Origin of the sequence: Amycolatopsis tolypomycina (genome assembly GCF_900105945.1) — a bacterium.
Taxonomy (GTDB): domain Bacteria; phylum Actinomycetota; class Actinomycetes; order Mycobacteriales; family Pseudonocardiaceae; genus Amycolatopsis; species Amycolatopsis tolypomycina.
On the sequence record NZ_FNSO01000004.1, the window covers coordinates 6,643,933 to 6,666,005 of the forward strand.

The window sequence follows — 22,073 nt, forward strand, 5'->3', positions numbered from 1 at the left end:
GGTCACCACAGCGACGCCGTGTACAGCACCGCACGGTCCGTGCCGTAGGCGAGTTCGCGCAGCAGGGCCGCGGTGGCTTCGGCCGGGTCGAGCAGGGCGACGTCGCGGCGTTCGTATTCGCGGGCCAGCTCCGGTGACACCATGCCGCCGTGGTTCGTTCCCGGCGCCCACGGTCCCCAGTGGACGGTCACGGCCCGGCCCGGCCAGGTCGTCCCGAGGGTTTCGAGTGCGTCGTTCGCGGCGGCGTAGTCGGTCTGGCCGCGGTTGCCGAGCACCGCGGCGATGCTGCCGAAGAACGCGACGAACCCGGGTTCGGTGTCGAGCGCGCCGAGCAGGGCGCGCGCACCGTCCACTTTGGTCTCCACGACGGTCCGGAACGATCGCTCGTCCTTGTCCGCCATGAGCTTGTCGTCGATGACCCCGGCGGCGAAGACGACGCCGTCGACCCGGCCGCCGAGGTCCTTGACCAGCCGGTGCACGGCGTCGGCGTCTCGCACGTCGAGGGCGTGGTAGGTGGGGTCGCCGCCCGCGGCGCGGATCTCGTCGAGGGTGCGGCCGATCTCGCGCTGGGCCAGGACGGTCCGCACGCGGCGTTCGATCTCGGCAACCGAGCCGCCGCGGCCGGCCAGCACCGCGCGCATCGCCGCGGGGTCTTCGGGCAGGTCGTCCGGCTCGCCCGGCCACGGGGTCCGCCCGGCGAGTTCGAGCCGGCACCCGGAGGCGGCGAACGCGACCGCCGCGTGGGCGGTGATCCCGCGGGCGCCGCCGACCAGCAGGACGACGGAGTCCGGGCCGAGGCCCAGCGCGGCGAGTTCGCCGCCACCCGGACCGGCGCCGGAGTAGGCGATCGACGGCAGGTCGGCCGGCCGCGGCTCGATCGTGAAGCGGCCGGCGTCGTCGTGGCCGACGACCGGGGGACCGTCGCTGAGGGCCTCGTCCACGAGGGTTTTCGCCACGTCCTGCGTGACCTCGACGAGCCGCGTGCCGCCGTCGCGTTCCAGCGCGGCCGACCGCACCAGGCCCCGCAGCCCGGGGACGGCGTCCGGCTCCGCCGCCACGAGGACGGTCCCCCGCGCTGTTTTGAGCCGGGTGAACACGTCGGTGAGGTCGCGGGCGAACAGCACGGTGATGTCCGCGTCGGCTTCGACGACGTCGGCCCCGGCCGCGGCGAAGGCGGCTCGCACGGCGTCGTCCGGCGCGGCCACGGTCTTCCCGCGCAGCCGCCCGGGGTCGGGGTCGAGCGGCACGGGCACCCGTTCGAGCCGGTACCGGCGCGGCGGGGCGGCCGCGGGTGGGGGTGTCAGCCAGTTTTCGAGGTGGGTGGCGAGGGCGCCGGCCGTGCGGTCGCGGCTGAGCTGGTCGGTGCGGTCGTCGGCGGGCAGGCCGAGGCGGGCCAGCAGGGTGCCGGCGATTTCGGTGCGTTTGATGGAGTCGATCGAGAGGTCGGCTTCGAGGTCGAGGTCGACGGCGATCATGTCGGCCGGGTAGCCGGTGCGTTCGCTGATCACGTCGATGACGGTGCTCATGACGTCGGCCGCCTCGGGTTCCTGCTGTTCGTGCTGTTCCGGTTCCTGCGGTTCCGGTGGGCCGATGACGACCGGAAGCGGCGCGGGCGCGCTGCCGAGGTAGCCGAGCATGACTTCCCGCTGGGCGGCGACGAGCTCGCGGGTGGTGCGCAGGAAGTCGACGATCGCCTGGTCGCGGCCGGGCGCGGGCTGGGTCATGGCGGTACTCCGGATTCGTCGGGCCGGGGGCAGGGCGGGGACGGCGGAGCCGGGCGCGCGGACGGACCGCCCGTCGACGGCCCAGGCGGTGGCGGACGGTGCGGGCGGCTTCGGCCGGACCAGCCGGTCGGTCCGGACGTCGACACCGGCGTCGGCGAGGGTCCTGAGCGCGGCGAGGAAGCTCGCGAGGTCGGGTCCGCAGGCGACGACGGTGTGCGGCCGGTCGCCGAGGATGTCCGTGACCAGTCGCGACAGGACCCGCCCGGGCCCGGCCTCGACGAAGACGCGGGCCCCGGCCGCGTACATGGCCTCGATCTGGTCGAGAAACCGCACGGGAGCGCCAATTTGCGCGGCGAGTTCGCCGCGGACGTCGTCGTGGTAAGGCTGGGCGGTCCGGTTCGCCCACACGGGTTTCCGCGGCGTGTTGATCTTTTCTTTGTCGAGTGCCCGGGCGAAAACCTCGCCCGCACCGGCGACCAGCGGACTGTGGAAGGCACAGGCAACGGGGATCCGCTGCGCGCTGATGCCGGTTTCCCGGAGCCGCCGCACGGCGCGTTCGATCGCGGGCACAGGCCCGGACAGGACGACCTGTTCGGGAGCGTTGTGGTTGGCAACGACGACATCGGGACCGACGAGGGTGGCGGTGAGCGCATCCCGCGGCGCCTTGACGGCGGCCATCGTCCCGGGCCGGGCGACCTGGGCAATGGCTTGCGCCCGCGCCCGGCTGAGGCGAAGGAGGGTTCCGGTGTCGAAGGCGCCGGCAACGGAGAGGGCGACGAGTTCGCCGTAGCTGTGCCCGCCGAGGAAGTCGGGGTGGACACCGAGCTGCCCGAGCAGCCGGACGACGGCGGTCTCGACGAGCCCGAGCGCAGGCTGGGCAACGCGCGTATCGGTGAGAGCGGCTTCTTGAGCAGCTGCGGCCTCGGGGGTGAAGGCCGTGGGCGGGAAGGCGACGGCGGCGACGGCGGGCGCGAGGCGGAGAAGTTCGGCGAGCTCGGGAAAGTGCACGAAGAGGTCGGCGAGCATGCCGGTGCGCTGGCTGCCCTGGCCGGGAAAGAGGAAGGCGACCTTGCCGGGATCGGTGGGGCCGGCCGCGCGAGGCTCGCCCGGCGCACCCTCGCCCCGGCCGGCCGGCTGCTTCTCCGCCACCGCGCGTTCCAGCTCGACCAGCGCCTCCTCCGCCGCCGGCGCCCAGTCCCGCAACCCGTGCCGGCGATCCGGAGCCACCGGCGCCGCCGCCAGGACCGCGTGGAAGTTCGTCCCGCCGAAGCCGAACGCGCTCACCCCCGCCAACCTCGCCGGATCCGCCCATGGCCGGGCCGCCGTCGTGAACGTGAAGGGGCTCTCCGCCGCGTCCCAAGCCTCATTCGGCTTGCTCAACTGCCGCGTCGGCGGGACCACCTCGTGCCAGAGCGCCAGCGCCGCCTTGATCAGCCCCGCCAGGCCTGCCGCGCACTTCGTGTGGCCGATCTGGCTCTTCACCGATCCCAGCACGCACGACCCCGCCGCCGCGCCCGCCTCCGTGAAGAAACCGGTCAGCGTGCGCAGCTCCGTCGCGTCGCCCACCACCGTTCCCGTGCCGTGGGCCTCGACCAGACCCACGTCCGCCGGGGACACTCCCGCGTCGCGGTACGCCCGCTCCAACGCGCGCCGCTGGCCGTCCGGGCGTGGGGCCGTCAGGCCGAGGGCCTTGCCGTCGCTGGCCGCGCCCACTCCCTTGACCAGCGCGTAGATGCGGTCGCCGTCGCGTTCGGCGTCGGTCCGGCGCTTGAGCACCAGGCACGCCACCCCCTCGCCCAGTGCGATGCCGTCGGCCGCCGCGTCGAACGGGCGGCAGCGGCCCGTCGGGGACAGCGCCCCCGCCGACGTGAACATCAGGTAGTCGTGGATGCCGTTGTGCAGGTCGACCGCGCCGCACAGGACGAGCGAGCTCGTGCCCGCGCGCAGCTCCTTCGCGGCGAGGTCCAGCGCGGCCAGCGACGAGCCGCACGCCGCGTCGACCGTGTAGTTCGCGCCGCCGAGGTCGAGGCGGTTCGCGATCCGGCCGGAGATGACGTTGGCCAGCGTGCCCGGGAACGTGTCCTCGGTCGGCTCCGGCAGCTGCGCGAGCAGCTCGGGCGGCACCTCGTCGAGGTAGCCGTCGAGCAGCGACCGCAGCGTGCCCGCGTTCGCCAGGTCGCCGCCCGCCTCCGCGCCGAACACGACGCTCGTGTGCTCGCGGTCGAAGTCCCGGTTCGCGTACCCGGCGTCGGCCAGCGCGCGGCGCGCCGTCTCCAGCGACACCAGCTGCGCCGGGTCGATGGCGCCCATCGCCGACGGCGGGATGCCGAACTCCAGCGGGTCGACGTCCAGCGCGGGCAGGAACCCGCCCCACTTCGACGTCGACTGTCCGAAGTAGACGTCCGGGTCCCAGCGGTCGCGCGGGACCTCGGTGACGGCGTCTTCGCCGCGCAGGATGTTCGACCAGAACGCCGGCAGGTCGCGCGCCCCGGGGAACGTGCAGGCCATGCCGATGATCGCGAGGTCGCCGGAGTCCGGCAGCGGTTCCTCCGGGCGCGTGAACGCCTTCCCGGCGGTGACCTCGCGGTGCAGCTCGGCGATCGTCGTCCGGCGGTCGCGCAGGACGGCCACCTCGCCCGCCATGAACATCCCCTCGGCCAGCTGGGTGGCGACGTCGAGCGCCTCGCCGTCGCGGCGGACGCCCTTGCTCGCGACGCGCAACCGTCCGGCATTCAGCTCCTCCAGCCGCTGCCACGTTTCGGGCGTGTCCGCCAGACCGGCCTTGACCTGCGCGAACTCTGCCGTGTACGGGCTGGGCAGGCACCGCGTGCGGTGGCCGGGCGCGGTTTCCAGCGTCACGGTGGCGTCCGCGGAGAGCGCGCGTTCCTGGAACAGCCCGGTGATCGCGCCGTGCGTCACGGCTTCTTCGGTGAACAAGTACGCCGTGCCCATCAGCACCCCGGCGGCGTCGAGCGGCGCGGCCATCGCGGCGACCATGGCCGCCGAGCGGGCGTCGTGGATCCCGCCCGCGAAGAGCACCTCGACGTCCTTGGCACCGTCGAGGACGGCCAGTTGTTCCTCCCACAGCGCGAAACTCGCCCGCGGGCCGACGTGCCCGCCGCATTCGGCGCCCTCGAAGACGAACCGGCGGACGCCGGCGTCGAGGTACTGGCGGAGCAGGACCGGCGACGGCACGTGCAGGAACGTCGCGATCCCGTCGGCCTCCAAGGCCTTGGCCTGCCCCGGTTTCCCGCCCGCGACCAGCACGCACCGCGGCCGCGCCGCCCGGATCGCGGCCAGCTGGGCGACGCGCAGGTCGTCCGGCACGAAGCCGAGGATGCCCGCGCCCCACGGCCGGTCGCCGAGGCACTCGCCGGTCCGGGCGAGCAGCTCGGCGGTGCGCGCGCCGTTCGCCGTGGCCACCGCGACGAACGGGAAGCCGCCCGCGTCGGCGACCGCGGCCGCGAAGCCCGGCTGGTCGCTCACCCGCGTCATCGGCCCCTGGACGAGCGGCAGCGCGCTGCCCAGCGTCCGGCACAACCCCGTGCCGAGCGCGGCCTCGGGCACCTTCGCGCCGACGATCCGTCCCACATCCACAGTGGATTCGACGACGACGCCCGCCGCACCGCCGGCGAGCGCGCCCACGGCCGTCCGCGGTCCGGCCACCCGGCCCCAGACCGGGACGTCGAAAGCGGCCAGAAGCTGTTGCAGCAGCACGAAGTCACTCAGATCGCCACCGCGGGCGACGAGCCCCAGCGCGCCACCGCGGACGGCCTCGGCGGCCGTGGCGACGTCGCCGACCTCGGCCAGTGCCCCCGCCCACGGCCCTTTCGTCCGGAGCGCGAAGGCCGCGCCGCCGGGCAGCGGGCCGTCCGTCCGCACCGCGTACGGCACCCGGACCCGGGCCGCGACCAGCCGCAGGTCTTCCGGGTCGGCGCCGTCGAGGACGCCGAGGCCGCCGCGGCGCGCGACCGCGGCGACCACGCCGGGGTCGCCGATGCCCAGGCACCGGAGCCGGCGAACGTGCGACGGCGGGACGAGCTCGGCCATCGGCGGACCTCCTGTGCGCGGGGCGTTGCGATCTTCAGGAATAACGCACCAGGCACCGCAAACGCAATACTCGTGCTACCGTGCAAAACTGTGGAACAAGGCACGATCATGGCGTCGACCAGCACTTTTATCACCTGTGTCGCAACCGGAAAATGCATTTACCGCACCTGCGTGACAATTCGACACTGAAATACCTGGAGCCCGCGTGGAACTGACTGGACGCGTGGTCGCGCTGACCGGCGCGGCACACGGAATCGGGGCCGCCATGGCCCGCCGCTTCGCCGCGGAAGGCGCGGCCGGCGTGGTCGTGTCCGACGTGGACGCCGGCGGCGCCGCGCGGGTGGCGGCCGAGATCACGGCGGCGGGCGGCCGGGCCGTCGCGGTGACCGCCGACGCGACGTCCAAAAAGGACTTGAAGGCCCTGGTCGCGACGGCGCGCGCCGAGTTCGGCCGCATCGACGTGTTCTGTGCCAATGCGGGCGCGGCGTTCGGCACCGGTGTGCACGCGGCCGACGAGCAGTGGCAGCGGTCGTGGGAGATCAACGTCATGCAGCACGTCCACGCAGCGCAGGCCGTGCTGCCGTCGATGCTGGCCCGCGGCGAGGGCTACCTGCTCATCACCGCATCGGGCGCCGGCCTGCTCGGCATCCCCGGCGACGCGCCGTATTCGGTCACCAAGCACGCGGCCGTCGGGCTCGCCGAGTGGCTGGCGATCACCTACCGGCCGCGCGGGGTGCGGGTCAGCGCGCTGTGCCCGCTCGGCGTCCGGACGGCGCTGCTGGAGCCCGGCATCGCCGCCGGCCACCCGGCCGCGCTGGCCATCGCCGCGGCCGCTCCGCTCATCGACCCCGAAGACGTCGCCGAAGCGGTCGTGCGCGGGCTCGGCGCGGAGGAGTTCCTGATCCTGCCGCACGAATCGGTGCGGGAGTCGTTCGCGCGCAAGGCGGGCGCGGTCGACGCGTGGATCGACGAGATGGCCGTGGGAGGCTGAGGTGGAGTACCGCAGGGTGGGCGCGAGCGGGCTCGCCGTCAGCGAGATCGCCTACGGCAACTGGCTGACGCACGGCGTGCCCGGCTGCGTCGCGGCGGCGCTGGACGCGGGCATCACGACGTTCCACACCGCGGCGGCCTGGGACGGCGGCGCCGCGGAGGCCGCGTTCGGGAAGGCGTTCGCCGGCGTGCGCCGCGACGACCTGGTGCTGTGCACCGGCGTGTTCTGGCCGGAAGGCCCGGGCCCGAACGACGCGGGGCTGAGCCGCAAGCACGTGATCGCGTCCCTGGAGGGCTCGCTGCGGCGGCTGCGCACCGACTACGTCGACGTCTACCAGCTGCTGCGCTTCGACTACCGGACGCCGGTCGCGGAGACGTTCCTCGCGCTGTCGGATCTGGTGCGGCAGGGGAAGATCCGGTACGCCGGCACGTCGGAGTGGACGGCCGAGCAGCTGCTGCAGGCCCACGAGGCCGCGGCGCGCTACGACGTGCCGCTGATCGCCAACCAGCCGCACTACTCGATGCTGTGGCGGGTGCCCGAGGCGCAGGTGATGCCGGTGGGCGCGCGGATCGGCGTCGGGCAGTTCGCGTCGGTGCCGCTCGCGCAGGGCGTGCTGACCGGCAAGTACCGGAACGGGCGGATCCCGGCGGGTTCGCGCGGGGCGGGGCCGTCGTCCGCGCGGCCGTTGCTCCTGCCGGAGCTGCTGGAGCGGGTGGCGCTGCTGCGCGGCGTCGCGGACGACGCGGGCCTGACGATGGCGCAGCTCGCGCTGGCCTGGACGCTGCAGCACGAGACCGTCGCGGCGGCGGTCGTCGGCGCGAGCACGCCGGAGCAGGTCACGGAGAACGCCAAGGCCGCCGGCGTCCGGCTCGACCTCGACGTGCTGACCCGGATCGACCAGCTGCTCGGCAGCTTCGTCCAGACCGACCCGCGGCTGGTGTGGTCGCCGCCGGCCCAGCTGTCCTAGCCCGCGCTGTCCGCTCAGCCGGCGCCGAGGCAGACGAACGGGCGCCGGAACGGGTCGACGGCGATCGCGTCGGCCAGCGCGAGCGCCGGGCTCTCCCGGACGGCCAGCGCGCGGTAGTAGTCGTCCATCGCGGCCGCCGAAGCGAGGTCGCCGACGCGCGACAGCGGCGCGATGACCGTCCGGGAGCCGCTGGCCAGCAGCGCGCTGGCGAAGCCGAGAGCTTCGTCGCCGGGCCGGATCCGGTTCATCGCGAGTTCGCAGGCGGCGAACACGACCTGCCGCGGCGGTTGCCGCAGCCCGGCCATCTCGTGGCCGAACAGGGCACCGTCGGCAAGCTCGAGCCGGGAGAAGAGCGCGTTCTCCGGCTCGTGCGCGCCGTGGGCGGCGAAGTGCGCGAGCTTGGCGCCGTCCATCGCCCGCAGCACGGACTTCACGGTGGCCTTGGCGCCGGTCATCGTCGTCGCGGTGCGGTAGTGCGTGGTGAGCTTCTCGAGTTCGCCGCGGGCGCCGGCCAGCCCGGGCCCGCGGACGAGCACGATCTTGCGCGCCCGCGACGACTTCGTCAGCTCGGCGGCGAGCCACGCGGTCGCCGACGGCGCGACCACGGTCGGCCGCCCCCGCAGGCCCGGCAGCACGCCCCACGGCACGGCGTAGAGCGGCCCGGTCGGGACGATGACGAGTTCGCGCTCGCCGATGGAGTCGGCGAGCGGCTGGATGAGCTGCGCGTCGAGCTTGTCGGCCTGCTTGTGCGCGGAGGCCATGACGACCTCGGCGAGCCGTTCGGGCAGGTTGTCGGGAGCGAGGGCATCGAGGTCGACGTTGAGCACGCGCGCGGACTCGGCGGCGGCCCCGGCGGACCCGAGCCGGACGAGCCGGCACTCACCCCCGGCCACGACGACGGCGACGAGCTCGTCCCCGGAGGCGGCGAAGCTGACCATGGCCCGCTCACCGAGCCGCGCGACGACCTCGGCGAGCCCGGCCACCGGCCGCGGCCGCCCCCACCGCCCGGTGTGCCAGCCGAGCCGCTGCGCTTCCCGCAGCCGTTCGTTGTACTTCGCCCGCAGCCCGGCGATGGGGTGCCCGTCGTGCTGGGCTTCCTGGATGGCCTGCCCGAGCCCCCGCACCTCGGCAACGCGCGCGGCCAGCTCCGGATCGGTCCCGGCGGAGAGGGGTTCGTAGCGGTAGGTCTGCGCGCGGGTGCGTTCGAGCCAGACGAACAGGCGCCGCGCATCGTTGCGTTCCAGCACGAGCTTGACGGCGAGATCGGCGAGCTCCTGCCCGTGCAGCGCGGTCCCGGAGACGAGATCGAGCCCACCCATCCGGTCCCGGACGGCGTCGAGCTCGGTGAGCCCGGACCGGATCTCGGTCAGCGCCTTGGCCCGGTCGTTCTGCGCGACGGCGAGTTCGGCCCGGCAGAGCCGGCGAAGCATGCGGTAGTCGATGGGCGTGAGCTGCCCGGGCCGGGGAACCTTCCGCAGGGTTTCGACGGCCCGCTTGAGATTCCCGCGGCGGATGTCCAACCGGACGGCCAGCATGCGCGCGGTGGCGGCCTGGTCGGAGAGCTGGGGGGTCGGCATCTTCGCGGCGAGCCGGAGCGCCCGTGTCGGAAGGGCCGCCGGGATGTGTACGGTGCGCAGCGCATCACGGACGTCCGACTGCAGGCCGGCCAAGGTGGCGTTGGCAATGCAGGTCCGGCAGCCGACGCGCAGCATCTTGCGCCGTGCGGAATCGGCCATCTGCCGCGCGAGCTCGATCTCGTCGGTCATCAACGCCGCGGCGGCCCGGTACAGCTCCGCTCGCGCCACCTCGCGGCTGATGCTCTGCTGGGCGATCAGCTTCGGCAGCACCTCGTCCAGGTGAGCGCCCGCTTCTTCGGCGAGCCCGGCTGCCAACAGCGCTTCCGCCTGCTCGAACCGAAGGCCGTCCGGAACCCCCAGCTCCAGCGCGCGGTAGGTCCGCTCGGCTTCCTCGTAGAACCGGAGAGCTTCCGGGACGTCACCGGTCCGCAGCGCGAGCATGCCCATGGTGCGCCGCATGTCGGCAGCCACGGTGCGGAGCTCGTACTTCTCGGCGAGCTCCAGCGAACGGTTGAGATCCTTCTGAGCCGCGCTCACATTGCCCAACCTGATCTGCACCCAGGCCCGCGAGGACAGGGTCTGCACGAAGGCACCCATCCGCGCCTCGGGAGCCGGGCCGTTCGCCAGCCGGTACTCCTGGTGTGTGACGGAGACGTCGAACGAAGCCAGGCTTTCCTCGTTGCGGCCGACGCTCATCAGCCGGGCCGCGTAGTTGTGGTTGAGAACGCCGTTGAGCTCGGCCTGCAGGACGGCGTCGGGCACCGCGTTGATGAGCAGCCGCACATCGTCGAGTCCGGCGAGTCCCGCCGCGAGGTCACCGCTGATCTCCGAGGACAGGGCCGCCATGAGGCTCGACAGCCGGATCCTGGCCACCAGCCAGTCGGTACGGTGCTCCGGCGCGACCGGGTGAATGGAGTCCAGCATCGTCATACCGCGACGAAGAAGCCGGACACCCTCTCGGTAGTGCTTCAGGCAGGACCCTTCGGCGGCTTGTCGCTGAAGGCCGCGGACCGTCTCGATGACCTCGGTCGGGTCCAGGTTCGTCACAGGCACACTCCTATGACATCACAGCAAGTCGCAGAAGAAAGCCCGCCTGCCAGGCGAAGATCGGCAGGCGGGCGGTCACGAATCGGTGAAGGTCAGGGCTTGACGACCTGGTAGCACGGGTTGCCGCAGTTCGGCACCACGATCGGGCCGTCCTTCGGCTTCTCCGGGACGTGGTCGATGTGCACCCAGCCGTGCTCATCCGGCTCCGGACCGGCCTGCCCGACCGGCTCCGGGGCTTCCTCGGGCTTGACATCCGTGGGCGTCGACATGGTCGATCTCCTCTCCCCTGGGGATCTTCATGGGGACGCGGCCGTGACGGTGAGTCCCCCTAGACGCGGGGCCCTCTCCCCGCGAACGGCCCAATAGTTTCACATCGGAGCAATGATCGGGAGAGTTTTCGCTACGGAAAGTCAGTCCAACCGGCGTGAGCTGGCTCGATGTCTCGATCGGAACGTCCTAATGGGTGAAGTCTGTAACGACGTCCACTCCGGACGTGCATCCGTGCAGCTAGAGGCCCTTCCAGCGGCACGTGTTGCCCCGGGTACGGAACGTGACAACCCCCCGGCTTCGAGCGTCCTGTTTGGACGGTTACGCGGTCGCGGCCGCGTGGACCGCGCGGACGAGCCGGGCGTTCTCCGGGGCCGCGCCGCCCGGGAAGGCGAAGCGGCGGCGGTTGTAGCCGTACGCGAGGCCGCTGCGCGGGTCCGCGAACGCCAGCGAGCCTGCCGCGCCGCTGTGGCCGAAGGCGCCCTGGCCCAGCACCGGGTAGTCGTCCGAGACGATCGCGAAGCCGAGGCCGAACGCGTTGTGGTTGCGCGTCGCGAGGTCGTCGCCGATCGAGTGGATCTGCGCGAACTCCGCCGCGGTCTCCGGGCGCAGGAGCGGCTCCGGGCCGCCGATCACCGCCGCGTACATGCCGGCCAGCCCGCGCGCTGACGCGACGCCGCCCACCGAGGCCGGGCTCAGCTGCCGGATCAGTTTGATGTTGGGCAGCTCCCAGAGCTCGGGCGCCTTCGGGTGGTTGCGGTTGAAGGCGATGCCCGTGAGGCTGTCCGCCCCGGTCGCGTTCGCCTCCAGCTCCGCCAGCTGCTCCGGCGTCGGCAGCATCGGCTGGGTCGTCAGGAACCGCGGCTCCAGTTCTTCGGGCAGCCCGAGGTAGAAGTCCAGGCCGAACGGCTTCCGGACGCGCTCCTCGTAGTGCTCCTGGATGCTGCGGCCGGTGACGCGCCGGACGACCTCGCCGGTCAGCGCGCCGATCACCAGCGCGTGGTAGCCGAACGCCGTGCCGGGCCGCCAGTAGGGTCGCTGCGGGGCGAGCCGTTCGGCGATGATGCGGTCGTCCGCGAGCTCCTCGGCGGTGAACCCCTCGTCCGCGCCCACGACGCCGGCGCGGTGCGCGAGCACGTCCCGCAGGGTGATCCCGCCCTTGCCGGCGGCACCGAACTCCGGCCAGTAGTGGGCGACCCGCTCATCGAGGTCGAGCACGCCGTCCTGGACGAGCAGCGCGACCACCAGGTGCGCGGCACCCTTGGTCGAAGAAAACACGCCGGTCAGCGAGTCGCCGGTGATGGCGGGTCCGGTCCACAGGTCGACGACGCGCTCCCCGCCGACGTGCGCGACGAGCTGGGCGGCGTAGTCACCACCCTCGTCGGCCGCGACGGCGGCGAACTCCTCCCGGACGGACTCGAACCCGTCGGCGACGGTTCCCTGGACGTGCTCGGACGACATGGCAGCTCCCTCAGTGATCGCACCTTCTGCGTCTGGGTGCAACCGCCGCGCTGCCGAGGTATTCCGGTGACGGGCAACCGCTCCTCTCCGGGATCGCGGTAGAGAACCCGCCTCGCGGGTACCAGTCCGATCATGAAGCTGACCTCCACTGTGCTCGGCACGCCGGAACCGCGTGCGCTCGCCGAGTTCTACTCGAAGCTCCTCGGCTGGCCGATCCGCACCGACGAACCGGCGTGGGTGACACTGCGCCCGGACGACGGCAGCGCTGGGCTTTCGTTCCAGCTGGAGACCGGGCACGTCCCGCCGGTGTGGCCGCCGGCCGACGGTGCGCAGCAGATGCAGCTGCACCTCGACATCGAGGTCGACGACCTCCAGGAGGCGACGGCGGCGGCGACCGCGGCGGGCGCCGTGGTCGCGGAATTCCAGCCGCAGGACGACGTCCGCGTCTGCTTCGATCCGGCCGGTCACCCGTTCTGCCTCTGGACGCGCACGGGGTGACGCCCCGCGTTCGAACGGTCACAGGATCCGCTATGTTCGGCTGAGGTCCTGTTCCCGGCGAACGGAGTTGAGTCCTGTGGGGGTGCACCGGATCTGGCACCACGGACTGGTCCCCACCGAGGGGAAACGCCCCCTGGACGCGTTGCGCAGCAGGCTGATCAGCCGCCAGCGGCAGCACGACGACTACACGGTCACCGATCTGGGCTCGTCCGACGACGGCGGTTCGCGCCGGTGCGACCTGAAGTTCGCGTACGCGGGTGGCGACGGCCGCTACTCCGTTCAGGTATTGCTCTCCCTGTGCTACCGCGCCGGCGACGACCGGGTGATGTGGTTGCTGTCCGCGGCGTGCACGCGGCCGTGGCGCAGCTGCCACGAAGCGCCGGCCCACCGGATCGGCTTGGAGGAGCTGGGCGCCAGCGGCAACGACGAAATCCCGATCGAAACGCCGGTGCTGGCGATGCGCGGCTGGTCGCGCAAGGAATGCGATCACCTCGCGGACCTGCTGGCCGAGGCGCTGATGGCGCCGTCGCGCTCTTCGGCCCTGCTGGTGCTCACCGAGCCGCCGACGGTGCCGGTGGAGGGCTGGCCCGGGCTGGTCAACGTCTTCGACGTCGACAACCGCTTCCGCCACACCCTCAACCGCAACCTCCCGCTCGGGTGCGCGGTGCCGCAGGGCGCGCGGCTGTACATGCCTCCGTGCGATCAGCTGCCGGACTTCGTCCTGACCGCCAGCCCGGTGTCCAGCGAGGTGCTGCAGGGTGAGATCACGCGGCTCATCCAGACCCGCGGCCGCATGCCCCTGCCCGAGGAGTGGGCGGACGTGCCCAGCGTGCGTTCGTGGCACGAGGCCGACCCGTTCGCTTCGCCGGAGCGAGAGCCCGACGCCGAGCTGGTGGAGAAGCTCAGCCGAGCCGAACGGGAGCTGGCCGAAGCGCGGGGCGTGATCACGATCCTGCGGAAGAAGGCCAAGGCCCACGCCGAGGACCGCGACCGGCACGCCGGCGAGGTGAAGTCGCTCCGCCGCCGCCTGGAGGACGCGCGTGCCTCCGACGTCGCCTGCCTGCGCGGGCAGCTCGCGCAGCTGGAGGCGGAGGTGGACGACTACGCGCGGGCGTTCGAGGAGACCGAGGCCGAGCGCGACGAGCTCCGGCGCGTCAACGGGCTGCTGGCGGGCCGGCTCGCCCGCCACCACGACGCCGACGACGAAGTCGCCGCCGCCGGGCGCCCACCGGAGGACTTCCCCAGTTTCGCCGACCTGATCGGCACCGCGACAGCTTCGCTGAAACACCTCGCGATCACTGCCGAACCGGCGCCGGCGGCGATCCTCGACCACCACCCGAAAGCCGCCGCCTGGCGCCGCAAGGCGTGGGACGCGCTTCGCACCCTCGACGCCTACGCGGCAGCCCGGACGTCCTTGCTCGACGCGGGCCAGGACCCGGGCCCCGAGCTGTCGGACGTGCTCGCGTTCGCCCGCACCGGCCAGCCGGGTTCGCTGATCAGCGCGAACATCATCGCGCTGGCCGAGTCGGACACGGTGACGACGAACGAGCGGCTCCGGCAGGCCCGCACGTTCCGCGTCGATCCGCGGACGAACCCGGCGGGCCGCGACTACTTCGGCGCCCACATCGCCTTGGAGCGGTTCAAGGCGCCGGCCCCACGCCTGCACTTCCTCGACGACACCGACCGCACGGGCACGGTGTACGTCGGGTACCTCGGCGCCCACCTGCCGACGTCGAAGACCAACTGAGCGAGAATCGCGCGCATGACGGAGATCGCGCACAAGCACCTGGCCTACTGCTGGATCGTCCGCGGCGACCGGATGCTGTTTCTCCGCCGCGCGCCCGGGGTGTTCCTCGCGGGCCGGTGGGAGCTGCCCGGAGGCACGGCCGAGCCGGGCGAGCGCCTCGAGGACACAGCGACGCGCGAGACGGCGGAGGAGACCGGGCTGACGGTGCGCGTCACGGGCGAGCTGGCGCGCGACGCGTGGCCGGACGTGGCGGGGCGGGCCCTGCGCATCCACGCTTTTGTTTACACGGTGGAAGAAGAGGGAGCCGGTGAGGTGGTGCTCAATCCTGAGGAGCATGACGACTTTGCTTGGCTGACGCGGGCGGAGGCTCGGGAACTGGCGCTGCCGGACCACTTCCGGCGACTGCTTGATCGGTAGGGGTTTTCTCTGGCGCAGCAACGGTTCGCGGTGCTGCGGGGGTCTTCGCGTTGTGATCATGTCTTCCACGCTACCCGAACAAATGTGCGAACGTCATCGCTGGAACGGGTGAACTGAAACGAGGGGCTGAGCGGCGATTTTCCCTGTACAGCAAGGGGAATCGGCCTAGGGAGCCCCCGAATTCCACGCTACCGGAAGGGACCGACAAAAGTGGACGCGCCCGCTGGGCCGGGACACTGTCGTTCGAACGGGCGCGGGCGGCAGTTGCCGGGTGCGGGCGCGGCGCGGTTGGTGTAGCGGGCGGTCGACCGCCGCGGGGGCTTTGGCTGCGCGGCGGGCGTGCGGCGTAGCCGAGTCGACACTCGAGCGAGACGCAATCACCGATGCTCGGCTTGACCGGTTTCACCCCACGCTGAAACCGTCGCAAGGATGGACATCCACCTGATAACGTCCGTCGCATTGGTCGAGCGAATGGGGGTTCGCGATGGGGGATCAATTCTTCGCTCGCCGGAGCCAGACACGCCTGGAACCGCACAGTAAAGCGGTCCGGTAATCATCCGCGCGGAGCGCTCTGCGGGTAATGAGCACAATACGAAAGGTTCAGCATGTCCTTGCAGGAAAAGAAAAACCAGAAGAGCCGGCTGACCCGGCGCGGTCTCGCCCTGGCGGGCGCGGGGGCCGTTCTGGCCACCCTGATATCCGCCACGCCCGCCGCCGCCGCGACCGGCGCCGGGTGCACCACCATTCAGAACAAAACCGGTTTGCTGTGTGTCGGCTGGGATGCCCAGACGACCAAGTACCTCAACACCATCAGGGGGAACTTCGACTCCCCCATCTGGGGCGTGGGCAACCCGCGCATCGAAGTCCGGGTCCTGGACGCCCAGAACAAGGAGATGTTCAAACGGGACCGCTCGTGGGGCGGCAACCGGCGCAGTGAGTACGCCGACTTCGAGGTCACGGTCATGATGCCGCGCGACGCATCGCGCGTCTGCGCCGTTCTCTTCGAAGGGGGCGGCTACATGGACATGGCCTGCAGCCCGGTTTACACCTGAGCCCGACACGCAGAAACAAGGAAGGACAACAGCATGAAACACCGCATGGCCGCCGCGATGGTCGTGGCCGCGGGAACCGTCCTGGCCGGAATTGCCTCCGGTCCCGCCTCCGCCTCCACCGCAGCAGCTGATTACGAGCGTTGCCAGTCGGCCGACTATCCCTCGGTTGCCTTTTCCCACACGGTGTGCGTGACCTTCCGGGGGAACGGGAGCGGCGTTCCGCCCAACGATGTCATCCGGATGAACGTCCGTTCCTCCGGCCGGACGGGAATCGGCCACTGGGAACTGTTCGGTCCGCACGGCACCGTCAGCAACAGCCTGGACGGCGAATGGAAAGACCGCACGCACGACTGGGCCGGATACCAGGACAGCTCGTTCGGTGACCGCTGGTGCGCCGTCTTCTGGCGGGACGGCGGCGGCGGCTCCGGTTACTACCGGGCCACCCCACCGGTCTGCGTGACGTCGTATTTCCCCTGACCTGCCGCCCCCGGCGGTCCTTGCAGGCTACCGCCGGGGGCTCAGGCGACCCGCTCAGCCCTGAGGCGCCAAATACCTCAACAAGACACTGGCGCCATCGGTCAGCACCGAAGCCAGCTCCAGCTCCGCCGGATCCACAGCCTCGCCGAGTGACGCTCGACCAGTCGCTCCCGCCACCAGGAACGGCGCCACCGTCAACCGGAACTCGTCGACCATCCCGGCCTCGATCAACGATCCGAACAACCTGGGCCCGCCTTCGCAGTCGATGCGGCCCAGTCCCTCCGCCACCAGCGTCGACACCACGCGCTCGGCCGACACCGCTGTCTCGCCCGTCACGAACACCTTCGCGCCGTTCGCCGCCCACGCCGAACGCAACTCCGCCGGTGCCGCCGCAGACGTGAACACCAGGGTCGGGACCGCCGCCTTGGTGATCACCGGGGCGTCCGGGGGCAGGCTGCGGCCCGTGGTCACCACCGCCACCGGGGCGATCGGGGCCAGGCCGAAGCGGCGCCGGCGGTCGGCCGTGGCCGCGTCCGGGCGCATGCCCTCGAAGCCCTCCGCCATGGCCGTTCCCGCGCCCACCAGGACCACGTCCGCGAGGTCGTTGCCGAGGCGGTAGACCACCCTGTCCGCCGGGGTCGACAGGCCCGCCGACCGGCCTTCGACTTCGATCGCGCCGTCCGTGCTCGAGACGAAGTTCACCGCCAGCCAGCGCGGGTCCGCCGGGTAGCTGTACAGGCGCTCGAGGTCTTCCTCGGCCAGGTCGCGGGCGGACGGCCAGACCTCGCGGATCACTCCCACCGGACCGCCTTCGCCGGCGGACGCGTGCCCGCGATGCTCGCCGCCATCTCCGCCGCGTGACGCACTCCGCGGACGTGCTTCGTGCTGATGATCGCCACTCCCGCCGAGGCCGCGAGGGCCGCCAGGGCCAGCCCGGCGGGCGTTCCGTCGCCCGCCACCGATGCCAGCACCGGCAGGTCGACGGCCGGCATCGACCGGAACTCCCCGATGTCCACGACAACGGACAGACCGGGCACGGAAGGCACCGCGGGCGCGACATAACCCACGCCGTGGCGGGCCGCGATCTCCGCCAGGTCCGCGCGCGCCACGATCAGGTCGGCGCCCGCTTCGCAGCAGGCCTCGGCGACCGACGGGTCGGCGGTGTCCACCCCGATGACGAGGTCGGGGAAAGCCGCACGCGCCTGCGCGACAAGGGAGGCGTCGGCGAAACTCACGAGGTCGGCGCCGTCGTCGACGGCGGCTCGGGCCGCGGGGAGCGACTCGACGGCGGCCAGCACCAGCGCGCGGTCGCTGCTCAACCGGCGGCCCCGGAAGACGAGGTCGGGGGTTTTCATCGCACTCTCCCTGGCTGGACGTCCTTCGCGATCATAAGCCAGCGGGTGTGCGTTCTTCGCCGTCAGGTGGCGGGGCTTCGTCGCCGGGCCACCCGACTCGACGGATCCTCAGGAGGCAATCGCCTCGTTGATCGCCAGCAGCTCCCGTGCGGTGCGCGTGGCGGTGAACTCGATGACGTCGTACCGGGCGAGCCGCTGGACCACGAACGGGTCGCTGGCGAGCACGGCGTCGAGCTTGCCGCGCAGCACCGAGCGGACCAGTATCACCTGGTCGGCCACGCCGTTGCCCTTTCCGCAAACCAGGAACAATCCTTGGGTAAATTGTTTGCGCACCCAGTCCGAATGATCCGGAAGCGCGTAGTCGACTTCTGTTTCGGGCGCTGTGTGTGTCAGCAATGCGATGTACATGTTTGCAGGGTAGAACGCCAAGGCCCGCACCGCATCCGCCTGGCGAGTGGCACCGGACACGCCTTTCGTCAATATTCCGTCAAGAACTCGGGAATTCCTTTACGGCGGCTTTTTCGACATACTCGCCGGTTACCGTACGCACCTCGTCGTACGTCGGGGTGTCGCCGCCGGGCCGACGCGGCGGCGCCCCGCGGGCCGCGACACTGCGAGGCATGAACGCACTGACCCGGATCTGGTACGACGGACGGCGAGCCGAGCGGATCGCCTACGCCGTCGGCGCCGCGCTGTTCGTGAGCGGCGTCGCGCACGCACTCGTGCTCATCGCCACCGGCGGCTCGTGGCTGGGCCCGCTGTCGATGCGCAAGGCCGTCACGTTCGGCCTGTCGTTCGGGCTGACGCTCGCGTCGGTCGCCTGGGCGACGTCGTTCCTCACCGTGCGGCCGCGGGTGCGCAACGTCCTGCTCGGGGCGTTCACCACGGCGAGCGTCGCCGAGGTCGTGCTCGTCAGCATGCAGGCCTGGCGCGGGGTGCCGTCGCACTTCAACTTCGAGACGCCGTTCGACGACGTCGTTTCGATGACGCTCGCCGCCGGTGGTGGCGTGCTCGTCCTGACCGTCATCGGCTTCACCGCCGCCGCGCTCGTCGAGCCCGGCCCGGCCGCGCCGAGCCTGCGCCTGGCCGTCCGCGCCGGCCTGGTGGTGCTGCTCGTCGCGCTGGCCACCGGCGCGGTGATGATCGGCCGCGGGGTCGTCGCGGCCCGCGGCGGCGACCCGCAGCTGGCGTACACGACGGCCGGCGCCCTCAAGCCGCTGCACGCGGTCGCCATGCACGCGATCCTGGTGCTGCCCGCGCTGGCCTGGCTGCTGCGCTTCACCCGCCACCCCGAGGCGCACCGGCTGAACGTGGTGAAAACAGCCGTGGCCGCCGACCTCGTGCTCACCGCCGTGATCGGTGTCGAGTCCTTCACCGGCATCGACCCGTTCGCCGCGCCGCTGCCGCTCATGGTGCTGTCCGCGCTGGCCGCGGCGGTACTGGCGGGAACCGGAATCCACGCGGTGTCCGGCATTGAACCGGGCGTCCGATTCGCACGTGTCCTCAACGGGAAGGCAAGGGGCCGGTAAAGGCGGCGGACGGAGAACACGTGCGGCACGGTATGACCACGACCCACGGCCTTTTTCAGCAGAACAAGGCTCACAGCCCGTCGTTCTTCTCCGTGGCGCGGGCGATGGGGCAGCACGCGGACGACCTGGCGGACTTCTGCATCCCCTGCAACCCGTACTTCCCGACCGACGAGATGTTCGGCGAGCTCGAACGGAACCTCCGCACGATCCTGAAGTTCTACCCGAGCGATTCCGCCGCGATCACCGCGCAGCTGGCGAGCGTGCTGCGGCTCAACCCGTCGACGATCTCGCTGGCCAACGGCTCGACCGAGCTGATCACCTGGATCGACCAGCTGCTGGTCGGCTCCAGCGTCGCCGTGCCGATCCCGACGTTCGGCCGCTGGACCGACCAGCCGATGGAGACCGGCAAGCGCGTCGACATGTTCCTGCTGAAGGAAGCGGACGGCTTCGAGCTGCGAGTGGACGAGTACATCGACTTCATCAAGCGCCGCGGCTCCCGGGTCGCGGTGCTGTGCAACCCGAACAACCCCGACGGCGGGTACCTGCCGCGCCGCGAGGTGATCCGGTTCATGGACGCCCTCGAAGACCTCGACCTGGTGGTGGTCGACGAGTCGTTCATCGACTTCGTCGAGGTGGAGCGCAACCCGTCGGTGGCCGCCGAAGCCGTCGTGCGGCCGAACGTGATCGTGCTGAAGAGCCTCGGCAAGAACTTCGGGCTGCACGGGATCCGGTTCGGCTACCAGGTCTCGAACCCCGCGCTGACGCGCAAGCTGTCGGCCGCGCTGCCGAAGTGGAACCTCAACTCGCTCGCCGAGACCGTGATCTTCATGCTCGCCGAGCGCCGCGCGGAGTACGAGGAAAGCCTGAAGAAGCTCGCGCTCGACCGGTTCATGATGCATTCGCAGCTCGGGCAGTTCCCGGAGCTGACGGTGTTCCCGTCGCAGGCGAACTTCCTGCTCGTCAAGCTGCCCGCGTCGGTCGACGGCGCCGAGCTGTGCGACTACCTGCTCGCCGAGCACCACCTGCTGGTGCGCCAGTGCGGCAACAAGATCGGCATGACCAGCCAGTTCATGCGCTTCGGGGTGCGGCCGGACACCGAGGTCGAGCGGCTGGTCGAAGGACTGCGCGGCGTGGAGCGGCTCGGCGGCGGGCGGCACACGACGCCGACCATCGAGCTGGTCTCGCACGCGCGCGAGCCGGAACGGTCGATCAGCTGAGCACCTGGGCGATGGCCGACTTCCAGGCGAACAGCCGGCCGTTCGCCGAGCTCGACCGCGCCGGCCGGACGCGTCGCCTGCGCCGGCTCGCCGAAGCGGCCCTGACCGCCTACGCCGTGCCGGTGGCCCGCCTGACGCCGCTGGCGCACGGGCACAACACGACGTTCCGCGTCGACGGCGCGGACGGCGAGCGGTACGTCCTGCGCGTGCAGCGTCCGGACGGCCCCGGCGTCGCGCAGGTGCGGGCCGAGATGGCCTGGCTGACGACGTTGCGCCGCGAAACCGGCCTCGTCGTCCCGCAGCCGGTGCCGACGCGCGCGCGGGACCTCGTCACCGTGGTCGCCGACCCGGCGGTGCCCGAGCCGCGCACCTGCGTGCTCTGCCACTGGGTCGAGGGCCGGTTCCTCGACGAGCGGCTCACCCCGCCGCAGCTGTACGCGGTGGGCGAGTTCACCGCGCGGCTGCACCTGCACGGTGCCCGGATGAACGGCCTCGACCGCGGCCGCGTCGACGACCTGACCGAGTTCGGCCGCACGCAGGTCGACGGCTTCTCCGCGGCGGTCGTCAACCGGGCCGTCGCGGCGGCAGGCGGCGACGAGCGGATCCGCCGGGCGGTGGCCCGCGTCCGCGCGGTGCGCGCCGAGCTGGGCTGCGGCGCCGACGTGTTCGGCCTGGTGCACGGCGACCTGCACCAGGACAACTACCTGCTGCACCGCGGCCGGGTACACGTGATCGACTTCGACGACTGCGGGTACGGGCACTTCGCCTACGACCTCGCCGTCGCCTCCGCCGCGCTCGCCCACCTGCCCCAGCGCCACGAGCTGCAGGAGGCACTCCTGGACGGCTACCGGTCCGTGCGTCCCGACGCGGCCACGACGGATCCGCAAGTACTGGCCGCGTTCGCCGCGCTCCGGCGGGTCCAGCTTCGCCTGCGCTGACCCGCCGAGGGGGCACTTTCACGTGAAAGTGCCCCGTTACAGGTCGTCGTTACAATTGCTATATGGCCGGACGATCGAGCAACGCCACCAGTACCCGCGACCGCCTGCTGCTGGCCGCCGGCCAGCTCCTGCACGAAGCCGGCGACGGGCCGGTGTCGACGCGGGCGATCTGCGAGCGCGCCGGCGTCCAGGCGCCCACGCTGTACCACCACTTCGGCAGCAAGCAGGGCCTGCTCGACGCCGTCGTCAACTACGGCTTCACCCAGTACGTCCAGGCGCCGGACCCGGACGGCGACCCGGTGGACCGGATCCGCACGGGCTGGGACAGGCACGTCGAGTACGGCCTCGCCCACCCGGCGTTCTACGTGCTGCTCTACGGCCAGATCGAGCCGGGCGTCCCGTGCAACCTCACCTCCAGCGCCGAAGCGATGCTGCTGGAGCTCTTCACGCCGTTGGCGCGCGACGGCCGGTTGCGCGTCGAGGCGGCGGAGGCCGCGCGGCAGTTCGCGGCGGCCAACAGCGGCGTCACGCTCAGCCTGATCGCCCAGCCCGAGGAGAGCCGCGACCTGATGATGTCCGCGCAGGTCAGGGAGTCGGTCCTGGCCGGGCTGCTCACCGACCGCCCCGCGGAAGGCTCGTCCGTGAGCGCCCTCGCTGTCGCTTTGTCGACCGCGCTCGAGGACGACGACCGCGCCCTGACCCCGACCGAACGCCTGATGCTGCGGGAGTGGCTGCACCGGCTGGCGAACTGACCGCTAC

Annotated in this window: 18 protein-coding genes; 11 read left to right on the forward strand and 7 right to left on the reverse strand. The window is 71.9% G+C overall.

Annotation, left to right across the window (positions count from 1 at the left end; all coding sequences use genetic code 11):
• Positions 1-2: 2 nt before the first annotated feature.
• On the reverse strand, positions 3-5,774 hold the full coding sequence (locus tag BLW76_RS39975) for a type I polyketide synthase (RefSeq protein ID WP_091317201.1): 5,772 nt from the start codon (positions 5,772-5,774) through the stop codon (positions 3-5).
• Positions 5,775-5,979: 205 nt separating this feature from the next.
• Between BLW76_RS39975 and BLW76_RS39980 the strand changes: the two genes are divergently transcribed.
• Together BLW76_RS39980 and BLW76_RS39985 are read left to right on the forward strand one after the other, a co-directional pair.
• Positions 5,980-6,765, forward strand: a complete 786-nt coding sequence (locus BLW76_RS39980) for an SDR family oxidoreductase (RefSeq protein WP_091317203.1) — start codon at positions 5,980-5,982, stop codon at positions 6,763-6,765.
• Position 6,766: 1 nt separating this feature from the next.
• The gene (locus BLW76_RS39985; protein WP_091317204.1) at positions 6,767-7,732 is read left to right on the forward strand and encodes an aldo/keto reductase; all 966 of its coding nucleotides are present in this window, start codon (positions 6,767-6,769) and stop codon (positions 7,730-7,732) included.
• 14 nt (positions 7,733-7,746) lie between these two features.
• Here the strand turns inward: BLW76_RS39985 and BLW76_RS39990 are convergent, their stop codons facing one another.
• The 3 genes from BLW76_RS39990 to BLW76_RS39995 all read right to left on the reverse strand — a co-directional run bounded on the left by BLW76_RS39990 (position 7,747) and on the right by BLW76_RS39995 (position 12,084).
• Positions 7,747-10,239 carry a CHAT domain-containing protein gene (locus BLW76_RS39990; RefSeq protein ID WP_244170539.1) on the reverse strand — a complete coding sequence of 831 codons (2,493 nt, stop codon included), beginning with the start codon at positions 10,237-10,239 and terminating at the stop codon, positions 7,747-7,749.
• A gap of 209 nt (positions 10,240-10,448) precedes the next feature.
• Complete coding sequence (locus BLW76_RS49035; protein WP_167384888.1) at positions 10,449-10,625, reverse strand: hypothetical protein; 177 nt, start codon at positions 10,623-10,625, stop codon at positions 10,449-10,451.
• A 319-nt stretch (positions 10,626-10,944) separates the two neighbouring features.
• Positions 10,945-12,084: a serine hydrolase domain-containing protein gene (locus tag BLW76_RS39995; protein ID WP_091317207.1), complete on the reverse strand. Its 1,140-nt coding sequence runs from the start codon at positions 12,082-12,084 to the stop codon at positions 10,945-10,947.
• Between the two features lie 132 nt (positions 12,085-12,216).
• Between BLW76_RS39995 and BLW76_RS40000 the strand changes: the two genes are divergently transcribed.
• The 5 genes from BLW76_RS40000 (at position 12,217) to BLW76_RS48175 (ending at position 16,275) form a co-directional block, all read left to right on the forward strand.
• A complete protein-coding gene (locus BLW76_RS40000; RefSeq protein ID WP_091317209.1) occupies positions 12,217-12,582 on the forward strand; it encodes a VOC family protein in 366 nt (121 codons plus the stop codon).
• A 76-nt stretch (positions 12,583-12,658) separates the two neighbouring features.
• Positions 12,659-14,329 carry a hypothetical protein gene (locus tag BLW76_RS40005; RefSeq protein ID WP_091317210.1) on the forward strand — a complete coding sequence of 557 codons (1,671 nt, stop codon included), beginning with the start codon at positions 12,659-12,661 and terminating at the stop codon, positions 14,327-14,329.
• A gap of 15 nt (positions 14,330-14,344) precedes the next feature.
• Positions 14,345-14,746: an NUDIX hydrolase gene (locus BLW76_RS40010; RefSeq protein WP_091317212.1), complete on the forward strand. Its 402-nt coding sequence runs from the start codon at positions 14,345-14,347 to the stop codon at positions 14,744-14,746.
• 605 nt (positions 14,747-15,351) lie between these two features.
• The gene (locus tag BLW76_RS40015) at positions 15,352-15,798 is read left to right on the forward strand and encodes a hypothetical protein (RefSeq protein WP_091317214.1); all 447 of its coding nucleotides are present in this window, start codon (positions 15,352-15,354) and stop codon (positions 15,796-15,798) included.
• A 33-nt stretch (positions 15,799-15,831) separates the two neighbouring features.
• Positions 15,832-16,275: a hypothetical protein gene (locus tag BLW76_RS48175; protein WP_143060774.1), complete on the forward strand. Its 444-nt coding sequence runs from the start codon at positions 15,832-15,834 to the stop codon at positions 16,273-16,275.
• Between the two features lie 54 nt (positions 16,276-16,329).
• On the opposite strand, the gene BLW76_RS40025 is transcribed toward BLW76_RS48175, so the two are convergent.
• The 3 genes from BLW76_RS40025 to BLW76_RS40035 all read right to left on the reverse strand — a co-directional run bounded on the left by BLW76_RS40025 (position 16,330) and on the right by BLW76_RS40035 (position 18,038).
• Positions 16,330-17,070: a dihydrofolate reductase family protein gene (locus BLW76_RS40025; protein ID WP_091317217.1), complete on the reverse strand. Its 741-nt coding sequence runs from the start codon at positions 17,068-17,070 to the stop codon at positions 16,330-16,332.
• Entirely contained in the window at positions 17,067-17,630 is a 564-nt protein-coding gene (locus BLW76_RS40030; RefSeq protein ID WP_091317218.1) for a pterin-binding domain-containing protein, read from the reverse strand. Before BLW76_RS40030 ends, BLW76_RS40025 begins: the two co-directional genes overlap by 4 nt.
• A 108-nt stretch (positions 17,631-17,738) precedes the next feature.
• The gene (locus BLW76_RS40035) at positions 17,739-18,038 is read right to left on the reverse strand and encodes a YciI family protein (protein WP_091320476.1); all 300 of its coding nucleotides are present in this window, start codon (positions 18,036-18,038) and stop codon (positions 17,739-17,741) included.
• 212 nt (positions 18,039-18,250) lie between these two features.
• Here BLW76_RS40035 and BLW76_RS40040 point away from each other — a divergent pair, with 212 nt between their 5' ends.
• The 4 genes from BLW76_RS40040 to BLW76_RS40055 all read left to right on the forward strand — a co-directional run bounded on the left by BLW76_RS40040 (position 18,251) and on the right by BLW76_RS40055 (position 22,066).
• Entirely contained in the window at positions 18,251-19,159 is a 909-nt protein-coding gene (locus BLW76_RS40040) for a hypothetical protein (RefSeq protein WP_091317220.1), read from the forward strand.
• Between the two features lie 32 nt (positions 19,160-19,191).
• The gene (locus BLW76_RS40045) at positions 19,192-20,376 is read left to right on the forward strand and encodes a pyridoxal phosphate-dependent aminotransferase (protein ID WP_244170540.1); all 1,185 of its coding nucleotides are present in this window, start codon (positions 19,192-19,194) and stop codon (positions 20,374-20,376) included.
• 11 nt (positions 20,377-20,387) lie between these two features.
• Complete coding sequence (locus tag BLW76_RS40050; RefSeq protein WP_091317223.1) at positions 20,388-21,314, forward strand: phosphotransferase enzyme family protein; 927 nt, start codon at positions 20,388-20,390, stop codon at positions 21,312-21,314.
• 62 nt (positions 21,315-21,376) lie between these two features.
• Positions 21,377-22,066, forward strand: a complete 690-nt coding sequence (locus BLW76_RS40055; RefSeq protein ID WP_091317225.1) for a TetR/AcrR family transcriptional regulator — start codon at positions 21,377-21,379, stop codon at positions 22,064-22,066.
• Positions 22,067-22,073: the final 7 nt, after the last annotated feature.

Excerpts from the sequence above, each read along its gene's own strand:
- BLW76_RS40010 (WP_091317212.1), top strand. The coding sequence starts at position 14,345 with ATGACGGAGATCGCGCACAAGCACCTGGCCTACTGCTGGATCGTCCGC.
- BLW76_RS39975 (WP_091317201.1), bottom strand. The coding sequence starts at position 5,774 with ATGGCCGAGCTCGTCCCGCCGTCGCACGTTCGCCGGCTCCGGTGCCTG.
- BLW76_RS40035 (WP_091320476.1), bottom strand. The coding sequence starts at position 18,038 with ATGTACATCGCATTGCTGACACACACAGCGCCCGAAACAGAAGTCGAC.
- BLW76_RS40040 (WP_091317220.1), top strand. The coding sequence starts at position 18,251 with ATGAACGCACTGACCCGGATCTGGTACGACGGACGGCGAGCCGAGCGG.
- BLW76_RS49035 (WP_167384888.1), bottom strand. The coding sequence starts at position 10,625 with ATGTCGACGCCCACGGATGTCAAGCCCGAGGAAGCCCCGGAGCCGGTC.
- BLW76_RS40030 (WP_091317218.1), bottom strand. The coding sequence starts at position 17,630 with ATGAAAACCCCCGACCTCGTCTTCCGGGGCCGCCGGTTGAGCAGCGAC.
- BLW76_RS39990 (WP_244170539.1), bottom strand. The coding sequence starts at position 10,239 with ATGACGATGCTGGACTCCATTCACCCGGTCGCGCCGGAGCACCGTACC.
- BLW76_RS40055 (WP_091317225.1), top strand. The coding sequence starts at position 21,377 with ATGGCCGGACGATCGAGCAACGCCACCAGTACCCGCGACCGCCTGCTG.
- BLW76_RS39995 (WP_091317207.1), bottom strand. The coding sequence starts at position 12,084 with ATGTCGTCCGAGCACGTCCAGGGAACCGTCGCCGACGGGTTCGAGTCC.
- BLW76_RS48175 (WP_143060774.1), top strand. The coding sequence starts at position 15,832 with ATGAAACACCGCATGGCCGCCGCGATGGTCGTGGCCGCGGGAACCGTC.
- BLW76_RS40050 (WP_091317223.1), top strand. The coding sequence starts at position 20,388 with ATGGCCGACTTCCAGGCGAACAGCCGGCCGTTCGCCGAGCTCGACCGC.
- BLW76_RS40000 (WP_091317209.1), top strand. The coding sequence starts at position 12,217 with ATGAAGCTGACCTCCACTGTGCTCGGCACGCCGGAACCGCGTGCGCTC.
- BLW76_RS40015 (WP_091317214.1), top strand. The coding sequence starts at position 15,352 with ATGTCCTTGCAGGAAAAGAAAAACCAGAAGAGCCGGCTGACCCGGCGC.
- BLW76_RS40045 (WP_244170540.1), top strand. The coding sequence starts at position 19,192 with ATGACCACGACCCACGGCCTTTTTCAGCAGAACAAGGCTCACAGCCCG.